This window comes from Dankookia sp. P2 (genome assembly GCF_050632255.1).
Lineage (GTDB): Bacteria > Pseudomonadota > Alphaproteobacteria > Acetobacterales > Acetobacteraceae > Paracraurococcus.
Map to the genome: position 1 here is coordinate 4,085,291 of NZ_CP192581.1, position 14,316 is coordinate 4,099,606.

At 73.6% G+C, this 14,316-nt stretch carries 16 protein-coding genes and 5 pseudogenes; 16 read left to right on the forward strand and 5 right to left on the reverse strand.

What is annotated here, in order from left to right:
* The first annotated feature begins 84 nt into the window (after positions 1-84).
* The 11 genes and pseudogenes from ACQ86J_RS24100 (at position 85) to ACQ86J_RS24150 (ending at position 7,509) form a co-directional block, all read left to right on the forward strand.
* Positions 85-708: a biotin/lipoate--protein ligase family protein gene (locus ACQ86J_RS24100; RefSeq protein WP_431267523.1), complete on the forward strand. Its 624-nt coding sequence runs from the start codon at positions 85-87 to the stop codon at positions 706-708.
* A 166-nt stretch (positions 709-874) separates the two neighbouring features.
* Positions 875-1,411 carry a DUF6505 family protein gene (locus ACQ86J_RS24105; RefSeq protein ID WP_431267524.1) on the forward strand — a complete coding sequence of 179 codons (537 nt, stop codon included), beginning with the start codon at positions 875-877 and terminating at the stop codon, positions 1,409-1,411.
* A complete protein-coding gene (locus ACQ86J_RS24110) occupies positions 1,404-1,757 on the forward strand; it encodes a DUF6352 family protein (RefSeq protein WP_431267525.1) in 354 nt (117 codons plus the stop codon). The genes ACQ86J_RS24105 and ACQ86J_RS24110 overlap by 8 nt, the downstream gene beginning before the upstream one ends.
* Complete coding sequence (locus ACQ86J_RS24115; RefSeq protein ID WP_431267526.1) at positions 1,751-2,422, forward strand: DUF6352 family protein; 672 nt, start codon at positions 1,751-1,753, stop codon at positions 2,420-2,422. The genes ACQ86J_RS24110 and ACQ86J_RS24115 overlap by 7 nt, the downstream gene beginning before the upstream one ends.
* Positions 2,419-2,826, forward strand: coding sequence for a DUF3305 domain-containing protein (locus ACQ86J_RS24120; protein ID WP_431267527.1), 408 nt, complete (start codon positions 2,419-2,421; stop codon positions 2,824-2,826). Before ACQ86J_RS24115 ends, ACQ86J_RS24120 begins: the two co-directional genes overlap by 4 nt.
* Positions 2,802-2,948 carry a hypothetical protein gene (locus tag ACQ86J_RS24125; protein WP_431267528.1) on the forward strand — a complete coding sequence of 49 codons (147 nt, stop codon included), beginning with the start codon at positions 2,802-2,804 and terminating at the stop codon, positions 2,946-2,948. The genes ACQ86J_RS24120 and ACQ86J_RS24125 overlap by 25 nt, the downstream gene beginning before the upstream one ends.
* Positions 2,949-3,141: 193 nt before the next feature.
* Positions 3,142-3,195 (forward strand): annotated as a pseudogene (locus ACQ86J_RS24130) (hypothetical protein); the annotation flags it as partial.
* A gap of 550 nt (positions 3,196-3,745) precedes the next feature.
* Complete coding sequence (locus ACQ86J_RS24135; RefSeq protein WP_431267529.1) at positions 3,746-4,306, forward strand: TorD/DmsD family molecular chaperone; 561 nt, start codon at positions 3,746-3,748, stop codon at positions 4,304-4,306.
* Between the two features lie 29 nt (positions 4,307-4,335).
* Complete coding sequence (locus ACQ86J_RS24140; RefSeq protein WP_431272742.1) at positions 4,336-4,566, forward strand: hypothetical protein; 231 nt, start codon at positions 4,336-4,338, stop codon at positions 4,564-4,566.
* A 4-nt stretch (positions 4,567-4,570) separates the two neighbouring features.
* Positions 4,571-5,389, forward strand: a pseudogene (locus tag ACQ86J_RS24145) (molybdopterin-dependent oxidoreductase); the annotation flags it as partial.
* A gap of 296 nt (positions 5,390-5,685) precedes the next feature.
* On the forward strand, positions 5,686-7,509 hold the full coding sequence (locus ACQ86J_RS24150) for a formate dehydrogenase subunit alpha (protein ID WP_431267530.1): 1,824 nt from the start codon (positions 5,686-5,688) through the stop codon (positions 7,507-7,509).
* Here ACQ86J_RS24150 and ACQ86J_RS24155 read toward each other — a convergent pair.
* The gene (locus ACQ86J_RS24155) at positions 7,496-7,669 is read right to left on the reverse strand and encodes a hypothetical protein (RefSeq protein ID WP_431267531.1); all 174 of its coding nucleotides are present in this window, start codon (positions 7,667-7,669) and stop codon (positions 7,496-7,498) included. The two genes, ACQ86J_RS24150 and ACQ86J_RS24155, sit on opposite strands and share 14 nt — an antisense overlap.
* 188 nt (positions 7,670-7,857) lie before the next feature.
* Here ACQ86J_RS24155 and ACQ86J_RS24160 point away from each other — a divergent pair, with 188 nt between their 5' ends.
* The 5 genes and pseudogenes from ACQ86J_RS24160 (at position 7,858) to ACQ86J_RS24180 (ending at position 10,975) form a co-directional block, all read left to right on the forward strand.
* Positions 7,858-8,109, forward strand: a complete 252-nt coding sequence (locus ACQ86J_RS24160; RefSeq protein ID WP_431267532.1) for a hypothetical protein — start codon at positions 7,858-7,860, stop codon at positions 8,107-8,109.
* Positions 8,106-9,140: a formate dehydrogenase subunit gamma gene (locus ACQ86J_RS24165; RefSeq protein ID WP_431267533.1), complete on the forward strand. Its 1,035-nt coding sequence runs from the start codon at positions 8,106-8,108 to the stop codon at positions 9,138-9,140. The genes ACQ86J_RS24160 and ACQ86J_RS24165 overlap by 4 nt, the downstream gene beginning before the upstream one ends.
* Before the next feature lie 73 nt (positions 9,141-9,213).
* A pseudogene (gene mobB, locus ACQ86J_RS24170) lies at positions 9,214-9,722 on the forward strand (molybdopterin-guanine dinucleotide biosynthesis protein B).
* Positions 9,723-9,830: 108 nt separating this feature from the next.
* Positions 9,831-10,642: pseudogene (locus ACQ86J_RS24175) on the forward strand (molybdopterin molybdotransferase MoeA); the annotation flags it as partial.
* A gap of 153 nt (positions 10,643-10,795) precedes the next feature.
* Entirely contained in the window at positions 10,796-10,975 is a 180-nt protein-coding gene (locus tag ACQ86J_RS24180) for a hypothetical protein (protein WP_431272511.1), read from the forward strand.
* A 574-nt stretch (positions 10,976-11,549) separates the two neighbouring features.
* On the opposite strand, the gene ACQ86J_RS24185 is transcribed toward ACQ86J_RS24180, so the two are convergent.
* The 4 genes and pseudogenes from ACQ86J_RS24185 to ACQ86J_RS24200 form a co-directional block, all read right to left on the reverse strand.
* A complete protein-coding gene (locus ACQ86J_RS24185) occupies positions 11,550-12,053 on the reverse strand; it encodes an RNA pyrophosphohydrolase (protein WP_431267534.1) in 504 nt (167 codons plus the stop codon).
* A gap of 303 nt (positions 12,054-12,356) precedes the next feature.
* The gene (locus ACQ86J_RS24190) at positions 12,357-12,584 is read right to left on the reverse strand and encodes a divergent polysaccharide deacetylase family protein (protein WP_431267535.1); all 228 of its coding nucleotides are present in this window, start codon (positions 12,582-12,584) and stop codon (positions 12,357-12,359) included.
* 113 nt (positions 12,585-12,697) lie between these two features.
* Positions 12,698-13,438 (reverse strand): annotated as a pseudogene (locus tag ACQ86J_RS24195) (divergent polysaccharide deacetylase family protein); the annotation flags it as partial.
* 40 nt (positions 13,439-13,478) lie between these two features.
* Positions 13,479-14,312, reverse strand: coding sequence for a S41 family peptidase (locus ACQ86J_RS24200; protein WP_431267536.1), 834 nt, complete (start codon positions 14,310-14,312; stop codon positions 13,479-13,481).
* Positions 14,313-14,316: the final 4 nt, after the last annotated feature.

Genomic DNA, 14,316 nt, shown 5'->3' on the forward strand with positions numbered 1-14,316 from the left:
GAGCCGCTGCCGACCCTGACCCCCGACCTGCCCGACCTGCCCAGCGTCTTCGACCCCGTCCCGCTGCGCGAGGGCGGCGATGCGATGGCGCGCGCCCTGGCCCTGGCGCCGACGCGAGGGGCCGGTACGCTGGCCTGGGTGCGCTCCTCCGGCCGGGCGGAGGCGGCGGTGGTGCTGGAGCCGGAACTGCCGCTCTCGGCCGCGCGGCTCGCCTTCCTGGCCGCCGCCAACGCCCTGGCCGATGCGCTGGCGGCGGACGGCCCGCCGGAGATCCCGGTGGAATCTGCCTGGCCCGGCACGCTGCGGGTCAATGGCGCGGCCTGCGGCGCGGTCCGCCTGGCCGCCCCGCCCGGCTGCGCGGAGGATGACATCCCCGCCTGGCTGGTGGTGGGGATGGAGGCGCGGATCGCCCTGACCCTGCCGGTCGAGCCGGGCGAGCGGCCCGACCTGACTGGCCTGGCCGAGGAGGGCTGGGAGGGGCTGACCGCGGCCGAGCTGACCGCGGGCTGGGCGCGGCACCTGATGGCCGGCCTCGACGACTGGCAGGCGCGCGGCCCGCGCCGGCTGTCGGAGCACTTCCTGGCGCGGCTGATCGACGAACGCGAGGTCCCGGGCCAGCGGCGCGGGATCGATCCGGCGACGGGCGACCTGGTTCTGGATCGGGACGGGGTGCGGATCAGCCGGTCTCTGCGGGAGGCGCTGGCGTGAGGTGCGGCAAGGCAAGGCCGGGGGAGAAGGTATTCTCCCCCGGACCCCCTCATCTTTTTTTCCGAGTCCGGCACTCGCCACGCGGAAGGTCCCGACCCACAAAAGGGAAGGGAGGGGCCCGGGGAGGGAACACCTGTTTCCCTCCCCAGTCTTTCCTGCGCACCCCATGAAGCTCCCCCGCACCCTCCGCCTCGACCCCTCCGACTTCGTCGTCTTCACCGCCGCGGCCGAGCCCGGCGAATGGGCGGTGCCCGGCAGCTTCGCCTTCTGGGACGAGGATCCGGCGGCGCTGACGGGCAAGCGGCGGCAGGAATCCCGCGCCGGCTTCCTCGGCCTCGGCTCCTTCGGCTGGTCCACCCTGGTCGAGGTGGCGGAAGCGACCCCCGGGCAGCGCGAGCAGGCCGTGGCGGCGCTGGCCGGGCATATCCTGGCCGCCTATGGCGCGCCGGACGCCGCCGCCGCCCGCGCCGCGGCGGAGGAGGAGATCGGCTTCGCCGCCTCGCTCTGCGACCACCCGCCCGGCACCGTCCTGGCGCTGGCCCGGGTGGTGGAGGAGGGCGCCGTCCGCGAGCGCTTCCGCACCCTGCACCGGCGCGAGACGCCGCACAGCGACTTCGGCGCCCTGCCGGTCTTCGCCATCCTCCAGACCGAGGGCGAGGACCCCGAGCGCCCCGACCTGACCAGGCTGCCCCCGCATGGATGATTTCTGGGTGGCCTCCGGCCATCTCTTCTGCGACTGCGATCCCGCCGGCCGGCTGCTGCCGACCCCCGACCTCTGGCGCGCCTTCCTCGCCCGGCCGGAGCTGGTCCCGCCGGAGGAGGCCTGCGACGCCGAACTGGCGCTGCACACGAGCCTGCTGGCCGACCCGCTGCGCGCCGTGCCGCCGGCGCAGGTGGCGGCGCTCGCCGATGCCGATGCGCGGGAGAACTGGCAGGTCTTCCTCGGCTTCCGCGACCGGGTGCAGGCGCAGCCGAGCCTGGAGGCCGCCTGGCTGGCGCTGTTCCGCGGCGACGTGCGGGGATCCCGCCGCTGTTCCTGCAGATGCTGACGCATCTGGTCTCCCGCGCCGCCCTGGACGGGGAGGCCGACCCCTATGCGCTGCGGGCCGCCGAGCTCTTCTTCCGCCCCCAGCGCGCCGCCATCCACCAGGGCGCGACGCTGCTGGCGGACGAGGAGGTCCTCGACGCCCGGGCCGCCGATGGCGACCTCGGCAGCCTCGGCCGCCTGCTGACCGAGGCCGGGGCGGCGCCGCGCGCGGTGGAGCTGGAGGTGCTGTCGGAGGCCAACGCCGCCTCCTACCGCGCCCGGTCGGACGCGCATGACCTCGCCCTCGACATCGCCGAGGACCGGCCCGGCCAGCACGGGCTGGCCCGCGCCCTGGAACGCTTCGTCCTGCATGTCATGGGGGAGCGGGTGGCGATCCGCCCGGTGCCGGTGATCGAGGACCGCAACTGGACCTGGCATGTCGGGCTCGACCCGGAAGCCACAGCCATCGCCAATGATCTCTGGCAGGGCAGGGCGGTGAAACAGGTTCGGCTGGCGCGCATTCTCTGGCTGGGCGTGTTGGAGTTCGCGGAGATGTCGCGCGTGCTGCCACGGGCGGCGGGACGGCCGGTCTACCTGGCGCTGGCGATGGATGCGGCGCAGCGGGTGCGGCTGAAGCCGCAGAACCTGGTCGGCCTGCCCCTGGCCCTGCCGGGGGAGGGCGCATGAGCGGCCGGCTCGAGGTCCCCGGCTCCCTCCGCATCCCGGTGGCGGTGCTGGTCGAGCGGCGCCCCGGCGTGACGCCCTGGGCCGAATGGTCCTGGCGCGCGGTCGAGGTGCTGGAGGACGCGCCCGAGGCGCCGCCCTGGACCGTGCTGCGCGAGGCCGAGGGCCGCACCCTGTTCCTGGCCGGCCATGCCGAGGTGGCGCTGCACCCGACCGACACCACCAACTACCGCGACAACCTGACCTCCGCCGCGCCCTCCGCCTGGGTGGTGCTGCGCCAGGCGGAGGCGGCGCCGGGCTTCGCGCTGCACCTCGTCACCGTCGATGCGGGGAGGCGCATGTCTATGCCGATGCCGGCAACGACCTGCTGGAGGCGCTGCCGATGCCGCCCGGCCTGCGCGCCGTGACCGAGGCCTTCGTCGCCGAGCACCATGTCGAGCGCAGCGTCCACAAGCGCCGCCGCGACCGCGCCGACCCCGAGGCGCTGGCCCGCGGCGGCAGGCCGGAGCCGGAGGAGCAGGCCGGATGAGCGGGAGCGAGGGCTTCCTCAGCCGCTGGTCGCGCCGCAAGCGCGGGGCGATCGCCACGCCGGCGCCGGAGCCGGCACCGGAGGTCCCCGCCGGAGCCCCGGCGGAAGCCCTGCCGGAATCTGACCCCGCCAGCCTGCCGCCGGTCGAGAGCCTGACCGCCGAGAGCGACATCACCCCTTCCTCCGGCCGCAGGTGCCGGCGGCGCTGCGCAGCGCGGCGCTGCGCCGCGCCTGGACCCTCGACCCCGCCATCCGCGACTATGTCGGCCCAGCCGACTATGCCTGGGACTACAACGCCCCGGACGGCATGGCCGGCTTCTCGCTCGAGCTCGGCGGCGACGTGAAGCGGTTGCTGGCCCAGGCGATCGGGCTGGTCGAGGAGGAGAAGGCGCCCGAGGCGGCAGCCGACGGGCAGGTGCCCGAGGCGGCGCCGGCGGCACCGCCCGCCACGGCGCCGGGCCGCCGCCCGCCCTGGTCGCCGAGCACCCGGCCGGGCCGCCGGTGCCGCTTGCCGCGACCGGGCCGGCGCCGGCCGAGACGGCGCCCGAGCCGCCGCCGCCCGAGCCGCCCGCAGCCCGCCCGGCGCGCCGGCACGGCGCGGCGCCCGGCCGGCCTGAGCCGCCGGGCCGGCCAGCCGCCGACGCCGTGCAGGCGGGCAATGATTTCGCGGCTGCGAAACAGCCATCTTGCCAAACCTCACCGGCAAGCTCAGGTAGGGCGCGGGCGCACGAAACGGTCATTATCGCGCAACAAGTCGGGATGTGATGGTGGCGATAGGTGCAGTCGATCGGGATGCCGTGGACGCCGAGCGGGCACAGCTCTTCGGCCTCCTCGCCCGGCTGCTCGCCTCCGTTCCGGATGTCGGCCTGCTGCGCGGGCTGTCCGGCTTGGCCGGCGACGCGACACCGCTCGGCCAGGCGCTCGGCAGCCTGGCCCGCGCCGCCGCGGCGGCCGAGCCGGCGGCGCTGGAGCGCGAGTTCTTCGACCTCTTCACCGGCGTCGGCCGCGGCGAGCTGCTGCCCTATGCCTCCTACTACCTCACCGGCTTCCTGCACGAGCGGCCGCTGGCCGAGCTGCGCGGCGACCTCGCCCGGCTCGGCATTGCCCGGACCGAGGGCGTGGCGGAGCCGGAGGACCATATCGCCTTCCTCTGCGAGACGCTCTCCGGGCTGATCGAGGGCCGGCTGGGCCGGCCGGAGGAGGCCGGGCCCTTCTTCGCGCAGCACATGCGGCCCTGGGCGGCGCGGTTCTTCGCCGACCTGGAGAAGGCCGGGGCGGCGCGATTCTACCGGTCCGTCGGCACGCTCGGGCGCGTCGCCGTCGAGATCGAGCAAGCGGCGGCGGAACTGCCGCAATGAACAGGGCATCGAGACCGGGGAGGCAGGCAATGAGCGGGACGAGGGATGGGCAGGTCTCCGAGCGGCGCGAACTGCTCCGTGCGCTCGGCCTCGGGACGGCGGCGGCGGCGGCCGGGATCGGCACGGCCGAGGCGCAGCGCGCCGACGCGGTGCCGGCGAAGGATGCCCGCAAGGAAAGCGAGGCGCAGCGCCTGGCCGCCCGCTACCGCGAGAGCGACCACGTGAAGGCCTTCTACCGCACCAACGCCTACGAAAGCTGAGCCCATGCTGATCAAGCGCTCGGATGCGCGGGCCACCCGCGCGCGGCTGTCGTCAACCTATGCGGGATTGTCCTCGGGCGGCCTGGACAGGCGCGGGTTCCTGACCCGGGCCGGGCTGGGCGGCGCGGGGCTGGCGGCGCTCGGCACGCTCGGCGCCGGGCGGGCGGCGGCCAGCGGCGCGGCGACCGGCGTGCTGGACCATGCGAAGCCGGTCACGCGGGTGAAGAACATCTGCACCCATTGCTCGGTCGGCTGCACCGTGACGGCGGAAGTGCAGGGCGGCGTCTGGGTCGGCCAGGAGCCGAGCTGGGACAGCCCGATCAACCGCGGCACGCATTGCGCCAAGGGCGCCAGCGTGCGGAAGCTGGTGCATGGCGACCGCCGGCTGAAATACCCGATGAAGCTGGTGGCGGGGCAGTGGCAGCGGATCTCCTGGGACACCGCGCTCGACGAGATCGCGGCGAAGCTCGGCACCATCCGGGAGACCTCCGGCCCGGACAGCGTGTTCTGGCTGGGCAGCGCCAAGTTCACCAACGAGGCCGCCTACCTCTACCGCAAGCTGGCCGCCTTCTGGGGCACCAACACGGTCGACCACCAGGCGCGCATCTGCCACTCCACCACCGTCGCGGGCGTGGCGAACACCTGGGGCTACGGCGCCCAGACCAATAGCTACAACGACATCCGCCGCGCCCGCACGATGATCGTCATGGGCGGCAACCCGGCCGAGGCGCATCCGGTCTCCCTGCAGCATGTGCTGAGCGGCAAGGAGCTGAACCGGGCCAACCTGTTCGTCATCGACCCGCGCTTCACCCGCACCGCGGCGCATGCGACCGAGTATGTCCGGCTGCGCCCGGGCACCGACATCCCGCTGATCTGGGGCATGCTTCTGGCACATCTTCCAGAACGGGCTGGAAGACAAGGAATCCATCCGCCAGCGCGTCCATGGCATGGAGGAGGTCCGCGCCGAGGTGGCGAAGTGGACGCCGGAGGAGGTCGAGCGCGTCACCGGCGTGCCGGGCGAACAGCTGAAGCGCGTCGCCGTCACCTTCGCCACGCAGAAGCCCTCGACGCTGATCTGGTGCATGGGCGCGACGACAGAAGACGGTCGGCACCGCCAATGTGCGGGCCTATTCGATCCTGCTGCTGGCGACCGGCAATGTCGGGTCCAACGGCACCGGCGCCAACATCTTCCGCGGCCATTGCAACGTGCAGGGCGCGACCGACCTCGGCCTCGATGTCACGACGCTGCCCGGCTATTACGGCCTCGACGAGAATGCCTGGCGGCACTGGGCGCGGGTCTGGGGCGTCGAGTACGACTGGCTGCTCTCCCGCTTCGGCTCCAAGGCGCTGATGGAGGCGCCCGGCATCCCCTCCACCCGCTGGTTCGACGCGGTGATCATGCCGGGCGAGCGCGACAAGACCGAGGCCGATGGCCAGGCCTATGTCGCGCAGCCCAGCAGCCTGAAGGCCATGATGGTCTTCGGCCATGGCGGCAACACCGTCACCCGCATGCCGGAGATGGTGAAGGGGCTCGAGAAGCTCGACCTGCTGGTCGTCGCCGACCCGCACCCGACCACCTTCAGCCAGATCTCCAACCGGCGCGACGGCACCTACCTGCTGCCGATCTGCACCAGCTTCGAGATGGACGGCAGCCGCACCGCCTCCAACCGCTCGCTCCAATGGGGCGCCAAGGTGGTGGAGCCGATCTTCGAGAGCCGCAACGACTACGACGTGATCCACGCGCTGACCAGGCGGCTCGGCTTCGGCGAGCGGATGTTCGCCGGGATCGAGGTGAAGGACGGCCGCGTGGCCGCCGAGAGCATCCTGCGCGAGATGAACCGCGGGCTCTGGTCGATCGGCTATACCGGCCAGTCGCCGGAGCGGCTCAAGCTGCACATGCGGCACCAGGACAGGTTCGACCTCGTGACGCTGCGGGCGAAGCCGGGCGCGCCGGCCGAGATCGCCGGCGACTTCTACGGCCTGCCCTGGCCCTGCTTCGGCACGCCGGAGATGCGCCACCCCGGCAGCCACGTGCTCTACAACACCAACCTCCATGTGAAGGAGGGCGGCGGCACCTTCCGCGCCCGCTTCGGCGTGGAACGCAACGGGCAGACGCTGCTGGCCGAGGGCTCCTATTCCAGGGGCTCCGAGATCCAGGACGGCTATCCGGAATTCACCGTGGCCGTGCTGAAGCGGCTCGGCTGGTTCGGCGAGCTGACGGCGGCCGAGACGGCGAGCCTCGAGACGCATTTTGGCGCCAATATCGACCGCGCGAGCTGGGCCACCGACCTCTCGGGCGGCATCGTCCGCGTGGCGATGGAGCATGGCTGCGTGCCCTACGGCAACGCGAAGGCCAGGGCAGTCGCCTGGAACCTGCCCGACCCCGTGCCGGTGCACCGCGAGCCGATCTACACCGCGCGGCCCGACCTGGTGGCGAAGTACCCGACCCTGCCGGACCGCCGCGGCTTCCGCATGCCGCATCTCGGCCAGTCCGTGCAGGCGCGCAGCGCCACGGTCGTGAAGGACTTCCCCATCATCCTGACCAGCGGCCGCCTGGTGGAATACGAGGGCGGCGGCGAGGAGACCCGGTCCAACAAGTGGCTGGCCGAGCTGCAGCAGGACATGTTCGTCGAGATCCATCCGGCCGACGCCGCGGCGCGCAACATCCGCGACGGCGGCTGGGTCTGGGTGACCGGGCCCGAGAGCAACAGCCGCGCCCGCGTCAAGGCGCTGGTGACCGAGCGGGTGGCGCAGGGCGTCGCCTTCATGCCCTTCCACTTCGGCGGCTGGTTCATGGGCGAGGATCGCCGCAAGCACTACCCCGCCGGCACCGACCCGATCGTGCTCGGCGAGAGCGTGAACGCGCTGACCACCTATGGCTACGACCCCGTGACCTTCATGCAGGAGACCAAGGTCACCCTCTGCCAGATCAAGGGAGCCTGATCATGGCCCGGATGAAATTCCTCTGTGACAGCGACCGCTGCATCGAGTGCAACGCCTGCGTCACCGCCTGCAAGAACGAGCACGAGGTGCCCTGGGGCATCAACCGCCGCCGCGTCGTCACCATCAACGACGGCAAGCCGGGCGAGCGCTCGATCTCCATGGCCTGCATGCACTGCACCGACGCGCCTTGCGCCGCGGTCTGCCCGGTGTCGTGCTTCTACACCACCGCCGATGCGATCGTGCTGCACGACAAGGACCTCTGCATCGGCTGCGGCTACTGCTTCTACGCGCTGCCCCTTCGGCGCGCCGCAATACCCGAAGGTCGGCAATTTCGGCGGCCGCGGGAAGATGGACAAGTGCACCTACTGCGCCGGCGGGCCGCAGCAGGACAACTCGGCGGTGGAGTACATCCAGTACGGCGCCAACCGCATCGCCGAGGGCAAGCTGCCGCTCTGCGCCGAGATGTGCTCGACCAAGGCGCTGCTCGCCGGCGACGGCGACATCATCGCCGGCATCTACAAGGAACGCGTGCAGCGCCGCGGCTACGGCTCCGGCGCCTGGGGCTGGCGCACCGCCTACAAGCAGGAGCTGAGCGCATGATCCGCCACCTCCTCGCGGCGCTGGTCGCCGTCACGCTCGCGGCCGGCGCGGCGCAGGCCCAATCGCCCGGCCGCGTCCCCGTCTCGGCCGAGGAGATGGAGCTGCAGCGCACGCTGCAGGGCGGCAGGATCGAGGGCCGCGTCTCCATCCCCGACGCGCGCGCCGCCAGCCTGATCCAGCCGCAGGGCAAGGCCTGGCGCGACTTCCACAACACCACCCTCACCTGGGTCGGCGGCGTCGCCATCCTCGGCGTGCTCGCCGCGCTGGCGGCCTTCCTCGGCATCAGGGGCCGCATCCCCATCGCCGGCGGCGCCTCCGGCCGCACCATCACCCGCTTCAACCTGCTGGAGCGGGCGAACCACTGGATGGTGGCCAGCTGCTTCATCATTCTCGGCCTCTCCGGCCTCAACCTCACCTTCGGCCGGCACCTGCTGCTGCCGCTGCTGGGTCCGGAGGCCTTCGCCGCGGTCAGCGCCTGGGGGAAGCTGGCGCACAACTTCCTCGCCTTCCCCTTCACCCTCGGCGTCGTCCTGATGCTGCTGCTCTGGGCGCGCGACAACATCCCCGACCGCCGCGACATCGACTGGCTGAAGCTGGGCGGCGGCTTCATCGGCCGCGGCCATCCCGTCGCCGGGCGGTTCAATGCCGGGCAGAAGGGCGTCTTCTGGCTGACCGTGATCGGCGGCGGCGTGGTCGCCGCCTCCGGCTACATGCTGATCTTCCCCTTCGCCCTCACCGACATCGCCGGCATGCAAGCTCGCCCACATGATCCATGGCGTGCTGGCGGTGCTGATGGTCGCCGCCATGCTGGCCCACATCTATATCGGCTCCATCGGCATGGAGGGGGCGATCGACGCCATGGCCTCCGGCCAGGTCGACCTCAACTGGGCGAAGGAGCATCACGGGCTCTGGGTCGACGAGGTGCGGCGGGGCCACCGGCCCGCGCCGCCCCCGGGCGCCCGCGCCGCCGGGGCGGACTAGGCTGCGGTCGTCCTGGGTGGAAACGCCCAGGGCGTGTGCCGCCGGCCTGAGCGAAGCCGGACCGGCGCAGATTCCGGCCCCGGGCGCTGCCGCCCGGCGGCGATCTGCTCTACTGTCGCCGGCATGAAGCTCATCGGCCTCGCTGGCTGGAGCGGGGCCGGCAAGACCACGCTCCTCACCCGGCTGATCCCCTGCCTCGCCGCGCGGGGGTCGGCGTCTCCACGCTCAAGCACGCGCATCACCGCTTCGACGTCGACACGCCGGGCAAGGACAGCTGGCTGCACCGCGAGGCCGGCGCCCGGCAGGTCCTGGTCGCCTCCGAGCACCGCTGGGCGCTGATGACCGAGAACCGCGGCGCGCCGGAGCCGGACCTGCGCTTCCTGCTCTCCCGCCTGTCGCCCGTCGACCTGGTGATCGTCGAGGGCTTCAAGCGCGACAGCCACCCGAAGGTCGAGGTGCACCGCGCCGCCAACGGCAAGCCCTGGATCCACCCCGACGATCCGCATGTCGCCGCGGTGGCCAGCGATGTCCGGCCGGAGGCGGATCTTCCCTGGTCGCCCCTGGACGATATCGGGTCCATCGCCGATCTGGTGCAGCATTTCGCCGTGGATCTCGCGGCCTGGCAGGGGTGACGCGCCTTGGCGCAGCTCTCGGATGACTGCTTCGCCTTCGGCGGCCCGCTGCTCTCGGTGGAGGCGGCCGAGGCGCTGATCGCCGACCGCGTCCCGCCGGTCGCGGGGGTGGAGCAGGTCGGGCTGGCCGCGGCGCTCGGCCGGGTGCTGGCGCGCGACTTGCTGGCGCCGCAGCCGCTGCCGCCCTTCCACAACAGCGCCGTGGACGGCTACGCCTTCCGCCATGCCGACCTCGGCGCCGCCGGCCCGACCGCGCTGCGGCTCGAGGGCCGGGTCGCCGCCGGCCAGGCGCCGCCGCCGCTCTCCCCCGCACCGCCGCCCGGATCTTCACCGGGGCGCCGATGCCGGCCGGCGCGGACACCGTGCTGATGCAGGAGGATGCGGCGCTGGAGGCCGGCGCCGTCCTGGTCCCGGCCGGGCTGAGGCCCGGCGCCAATGCCCGGCCCGCGGGGGAGGACGTGGCGCAGGGCGCCCTCGCCCTGCCGGCCGGCCGCCGGCTGCGCGCGCCCGAGATCGGCCTCGCCGCCGCGCTCGGCTGCGCCAGGCTGCCGGTCGCTCCGCGCATCCGGGTCGGCGTCTTCTCGACCGGGGACGAGCTGGCCTCGCCCGGCACGCCGCTCGGCCCGGCGCAGACCCATGACAGCAACCGCTTCACCCTGCTCGCCCTGCTGGCGCGGCTGCCGGTGGAGCCATGCGACCTCGGCATCCTGCCCGACCGGGCGGAGGCGAGCGCCGCGGCATTGCGGGAGGCGGCGGGACGCCACGACCTGCTGCTGACCTCGGGCGGGGTCTCCACCGGGGAGGAGGACCATGTCCGCGCCGCGATCGAGCAGGGCGGCCGGCTGGTCTTCTGGCGCCTGGCGGTGAAGCCGGGGCGTCCGGCGGCGCTCGGGGTGATCGACGGGACGCCGGTGCTGGGCCTGCCGGGCAACCCGGTGGCGGCGGTGGTCACCTTCCTGCACCTGGCCCGGCCGCTGGTGCTGCGGCTGGCGGGCGCGGCGGCGGAGCCGCTGCCGCGCTTCACCGCCGAGGCGGCCTTCGCCTACCGCAAGAAGGCCGGCCGGCGGGAATATGTGCGGGTCCGGCTGCGGCCGGGCCCGGCGCTGCCGGCGGCGGAGAAATTCGCCCGCGAGGGGGCGGGGCTGCTGACCTCGCTGACCGAGAGCGACGCCTTCGTCGAGCTGCCCGAGGAGGTGCTGGCGGTGGCGCCGGGCGACGCGGTGCGGGTGCTGCCCTTCGCGGCGATGTTCTGAGCCTTCCGGCGACCCGTCGGGTCAGGCGCCGTGGTCGAGGAACAGGCGCTGGGCCAGCATGACCGGCAGCGACGCCACCGCGAACAGGGTCATGACGACCGCGCCGCCGAGCGCGGCCGCGAGCACGGTCAGGTTCCTGGCGCAACCGCTCCGCATGACTGGCTTCCGCATCCTTGCCTCCCGACCGTATCGGACGCCTGTTAAAATAGTCCCTGTAGCGAACCAATATGCTCGACAGCCCCGTGAGGAGCAGGATCGTATCGGGGTCTTGATGATCAGGGCGCCGGCGGCCGTCCCGGACGGCCACCTGGATCGCCGGCTCACCAGGGCCCACGCCCCGGCACGGTCCAGGGCAGCCGCGGTGAGGACCCGGACAGCTGGAGCCGCGCCGGTGCCAACGCGCCGGGACGGCCGGCGTTCGCCCTCGGCCGCCTTCCGCGGCGCCGTCCTGGCCGGCCGGCAACCGGACCGGCGCCCGCCGCTGCGGCGATCTGCGTTCAAGGACGAACGCCGCACGCCGTCAGCTCGTTGTCCCAGGGCAGCTTCAGGCGTTCACGCGTTCACGCCATCTGCTCTAGCGGCCCTGGGGCGCGGCGAACCGGGCGAAGTCGCGCGCCAGGACCTCGTAGATCGCCCGCTTGAACGCCACCGCCAGCCCCGGCAGCTCCTCCAGCCGCGCCCAGCGCCAGGCGTCGAATTCCGGATGGGGGTCGAGGTCGAGCCGGATGTCGCCGTCCTCGCCGAGGAAGCGCAGCGCGAACCAGCGCTGCCTCTGGCCGCGGTACCGGCCGTGCAGGGCGCGGCCGACCAGCGCGGGCGGCAGGTCGTAGGTCAGCCAGTCCGGATGCTCGGCGAGGATCTCGGCGCGCGCGGTGCCGATCTCCTCCTCCAGCTCGCGGAAGATCGCCACGGCCGGGTCCTCCGCCCCGTCGATGCCACCCTGGGGCAGCTGCCAGCCGCCCGCGGCGCCTTCGGCATTGGGGAAATTGGCCCGGCGTGCGACCAGCACCAGGCCGTCGCGGTTGAACAGCACGGCCCCGACGCAGGGGCGGTAGTCCAGGGGGGCAGGCTGGTCCATGGCGGGTCTCCGCGGTTCCGCCGCCCCTCTACCGGAGATCGGGCAGGCGGGCGACCGGCCGGGAAAAGCCTGGCCTCCGCAGGGTCGTGCGTGTATAGGAATATCGTCAACGCTACGCCCGCGCGGCCTGGCCGCGCCCGGCGCGGCCGCTTCAATTCCTCGACTGCAGGATCCAAAATCCGGCCGGGCCGCAGGCCGCGGAATTCCTGGCCCCGGCGCCGGCCGGGCCGCAACGGCCTCAACCGGATTGGCGGGAATTAGGCGGGATTTCAGGCTTTAGCCGCTTTATTCCCTAAGGGCCGCTCAGCGCGCCCGCGTCGGCTCCACCTCGGGCCGCCGCAGCATCGCGGTCACCGGCGCCAGCACCAGGCCGCGCGACTCCACCCCGCCGGCCCAGGCGGCGACCCGGTCGACCAGCACCGGGGAGGCCTCCCCGGCATAGCCCAGCGCCGCGCCGTGCTCGCGCGCCAGCGCCTCCAGCTTCGCCAGCTTGAGCTCGATCTCGCTGCGGGTGGCGGGCTCGTCCACCACCAGGTCGACAGCGCGGCCCCAGGCCCGGTCCGGCCCCTTCGCCGCGCCGGGGCGGGGTCGAGGTAGAGCAGCCCGCGGGCATGCAGCGTCGCCTGCAGCGCGCCCATCGCCTCGCCCATCTGGGCGAAGCGCTCGCCCCGCATCGGCCCGAGGGCGCCGATCGCGCCGACATAGCCGGTGAAGCGCGACAGCGCCCAGAGCAGCCGGTCGCCGTTCTCGGACGGCGTCAGCCCGGTCAGCAGCGCCCGGTCGCCCGGGTTGTTCAGGGGATAGCCGGTCGGCTCCAGCGGCAGCGCCAGCAGCAGCTCCTGCCCCTTGGCCCTGGCCTGGTCAAGCAGCAGCTCGACCCGCGGCGCATAGGGGCTGAAGGCCAGGCCGACCGCGCCGGGCAGGCGGCGGATCGCGTCCTCGGTCACCGCGGCATTCATGCCGAGCCCGCCGATGACGAGGCCGACCCGTGGGCGCGGGTCTTGCCGGTCGAAGGGCCTTCCATAGGCGCGGATCGAGGAACGGCCATCCGGCCCGATCCGCGGCAGCCGGCCATAGGGTCCGGATTCCAGCAGCGCCGGCTCCGCCGCCGGGCTCGGCCCGGCCGGCCGGGCGGCGCCGCGCAGGGTGGCCTCGACGATGGGCACCGGCTCGGGCGCGGTGGCGGGCGGTGCGTCGGCACCGGCGGCGGAGGCGCCGGGGGAGGCCGCCTCGGCAAGGGCCGGCAGGGCCGGCGGCGGCCCCAGCCAGGCGAGCAGCCCGGCGCCGCCGCCCACCAGCGCGAGCACCACGGCCCAGAAGAGGCCGAGCCCGCGCCAGCCAGACAGCCGCCGCCGGACCGCGGCGGCGAGGCTGCCGCCCATCATGGTCCCGTCCGCGGGCAAGGCCGGGCGGCCCGGCGATCCGTCAGCGCGAGGCGGCGCGGCGCGACGGGGTCTGCACCGCGGCCAGGTTGCGCAGCAGCTGGGTCGCCTGCTGCAGCTGGAAGTCGGTTTCCGGCTTGGTCGGGTCGAAGGCCGGCGCGCCCTCGGGCGGCAGGCGGTTGACCTTCTCGGCGATGCCGGGGGGCAGTTCCAGCTTGGGGATGGCGGCGCCGGCCGGCTGCTGCACGCCGCCCTCGTTCCGCAGGGCGCGGCGCAGGTCGGCCTCGCGCTCGCGCGGGATGCTGGCCGTCGCCTCCTGGCGCTGGGCCAGCACCTCGATGTCCGGCTCGATCCCGGTGGCCTGGATCGAGCGGCCCGAGGGGGTGAAGTAGCGCGCCGTGGTCAGCCGTATCGCGCCGTTGCCGGGGATCGGCATCACGGTCTGCACGCTGCCCTTGCCGAAGGACTTCACGCCGAGGACGATCGCCCGGCGGTGGTCCTGCAGCGCGCCGGCGACGATCTCGGAGGCCGAGGCCGAGCCGCCGTTGATCAGAACCACCAGCGGCACGCCCTGCGCGATGTCGCCGGACTTGGCGTTCCAGCGCTGCGCGTCCTCGGGCCGGCGGGCGCGGGTCGAGACGATCTCGCCCTGGTCGAGGAACTCGTCCGAGACCTGCACCGCCTGGTCGAGCAGTCCGCCCGGGTTGTTGCGGAGGTCGAGCACCAGGCCCTTCAGCCCGGCCGCGCCGGCCTGGCTGCGCATCGCCTGGATCGCCTTGCGCAGGCCGACATCGGTCTGCTCGTTGAAGGAGGTCAGCCGGACATAGCCGATGTCGCCGCCCTCCAGCCGGAAGCGGACGACCTGCGGGCGGATCACCTCC

Excerpts from the sequence above, each read along its gene's own strand:
- ACQ86J_RS24100 (WP_431267523.1), top strand. The coding sequence starts at position 85 with ATGGCGCGCGCCCTGGCCCTGGCGCCGACGCGAGGGGCCGGTACGCTG.
- ACQ86J_RS24120 (WP_431267527.1), top strand. The coding sequence starts at position 2,419 with ATGAGCGGCCGGCTCGAGGTCCCCGGCTCCCTCCGCATCCCGGTGGCG.
- ACQ86J_RS24155 (WP_431267531.1), bottom strand. The coding sequence starts at position 7,669 with ATGGAGATCGAGCGCTCGCCCGGCTTGCCGTCGTTGATGGTGACGACG.
- ACQ86J_RS24115 (WP_431267526.1), top strand. The coding sequence starts at position 1,751 with ATGCTGACGCATCTGGTCTCCCGCGCCGCCCTGGACGGGGAGGCCGAC.
- ACQ86J_RS24185 (WP_431267534.1), bottom strand. The coding sequence starts at position 12,053 with ATGGACCAGCCTGCCCCCCTGGACTACCGCCCCTGCGTCGGGGCCGTG.
- ACQ86J_RS24140 (WP_431272742.1), top strand. The coding sequence starts at position 4,336 with ATGAGCGGGACGAGGGATGGGCAGGTCTCCGAGCGGCGCGAACTGCTC.
- ACQ86J_RS24105 (WP_431267524.1), top strand. The coding sequence starts at position 875 with ATGAAGCTCCCCCGCACCCTCCGCCTCGACCCCTCCGACTTCGTCGTC.
- ACQ86J_RS24110 (WP_431267525.1), top strand. The coding sequence starts at position 1,404 with ATGGATGATTTCTGGGTGGCCTCCGGCCATCTCTTCTGCGACTGCGAT.
- ACQ86J_RS24125 (WP_431267528.1), top strand. The coding sequence starts at position 2,802 with ATGCCGCCCGGCCTGCGCGCCGTGACCGAGGCCTTCGTCGCCGAGCAC.
- ACQ86J_RS24165 (WP_431267533.1), top strand. The coding sequence starts at position 8,106 with ATGATCCGCCACCTCCTCGCGGCGCTGGTCGCCGTCACGCTCGCGGCC.
- ACQ86J_RS24160 (WP_431267532.1), top strand. The coding sequence starts at position 7,858 with ATGGACAAGTGCACCTACTGCGCCGGCGGGCCGCAGCAGGACAACTCG.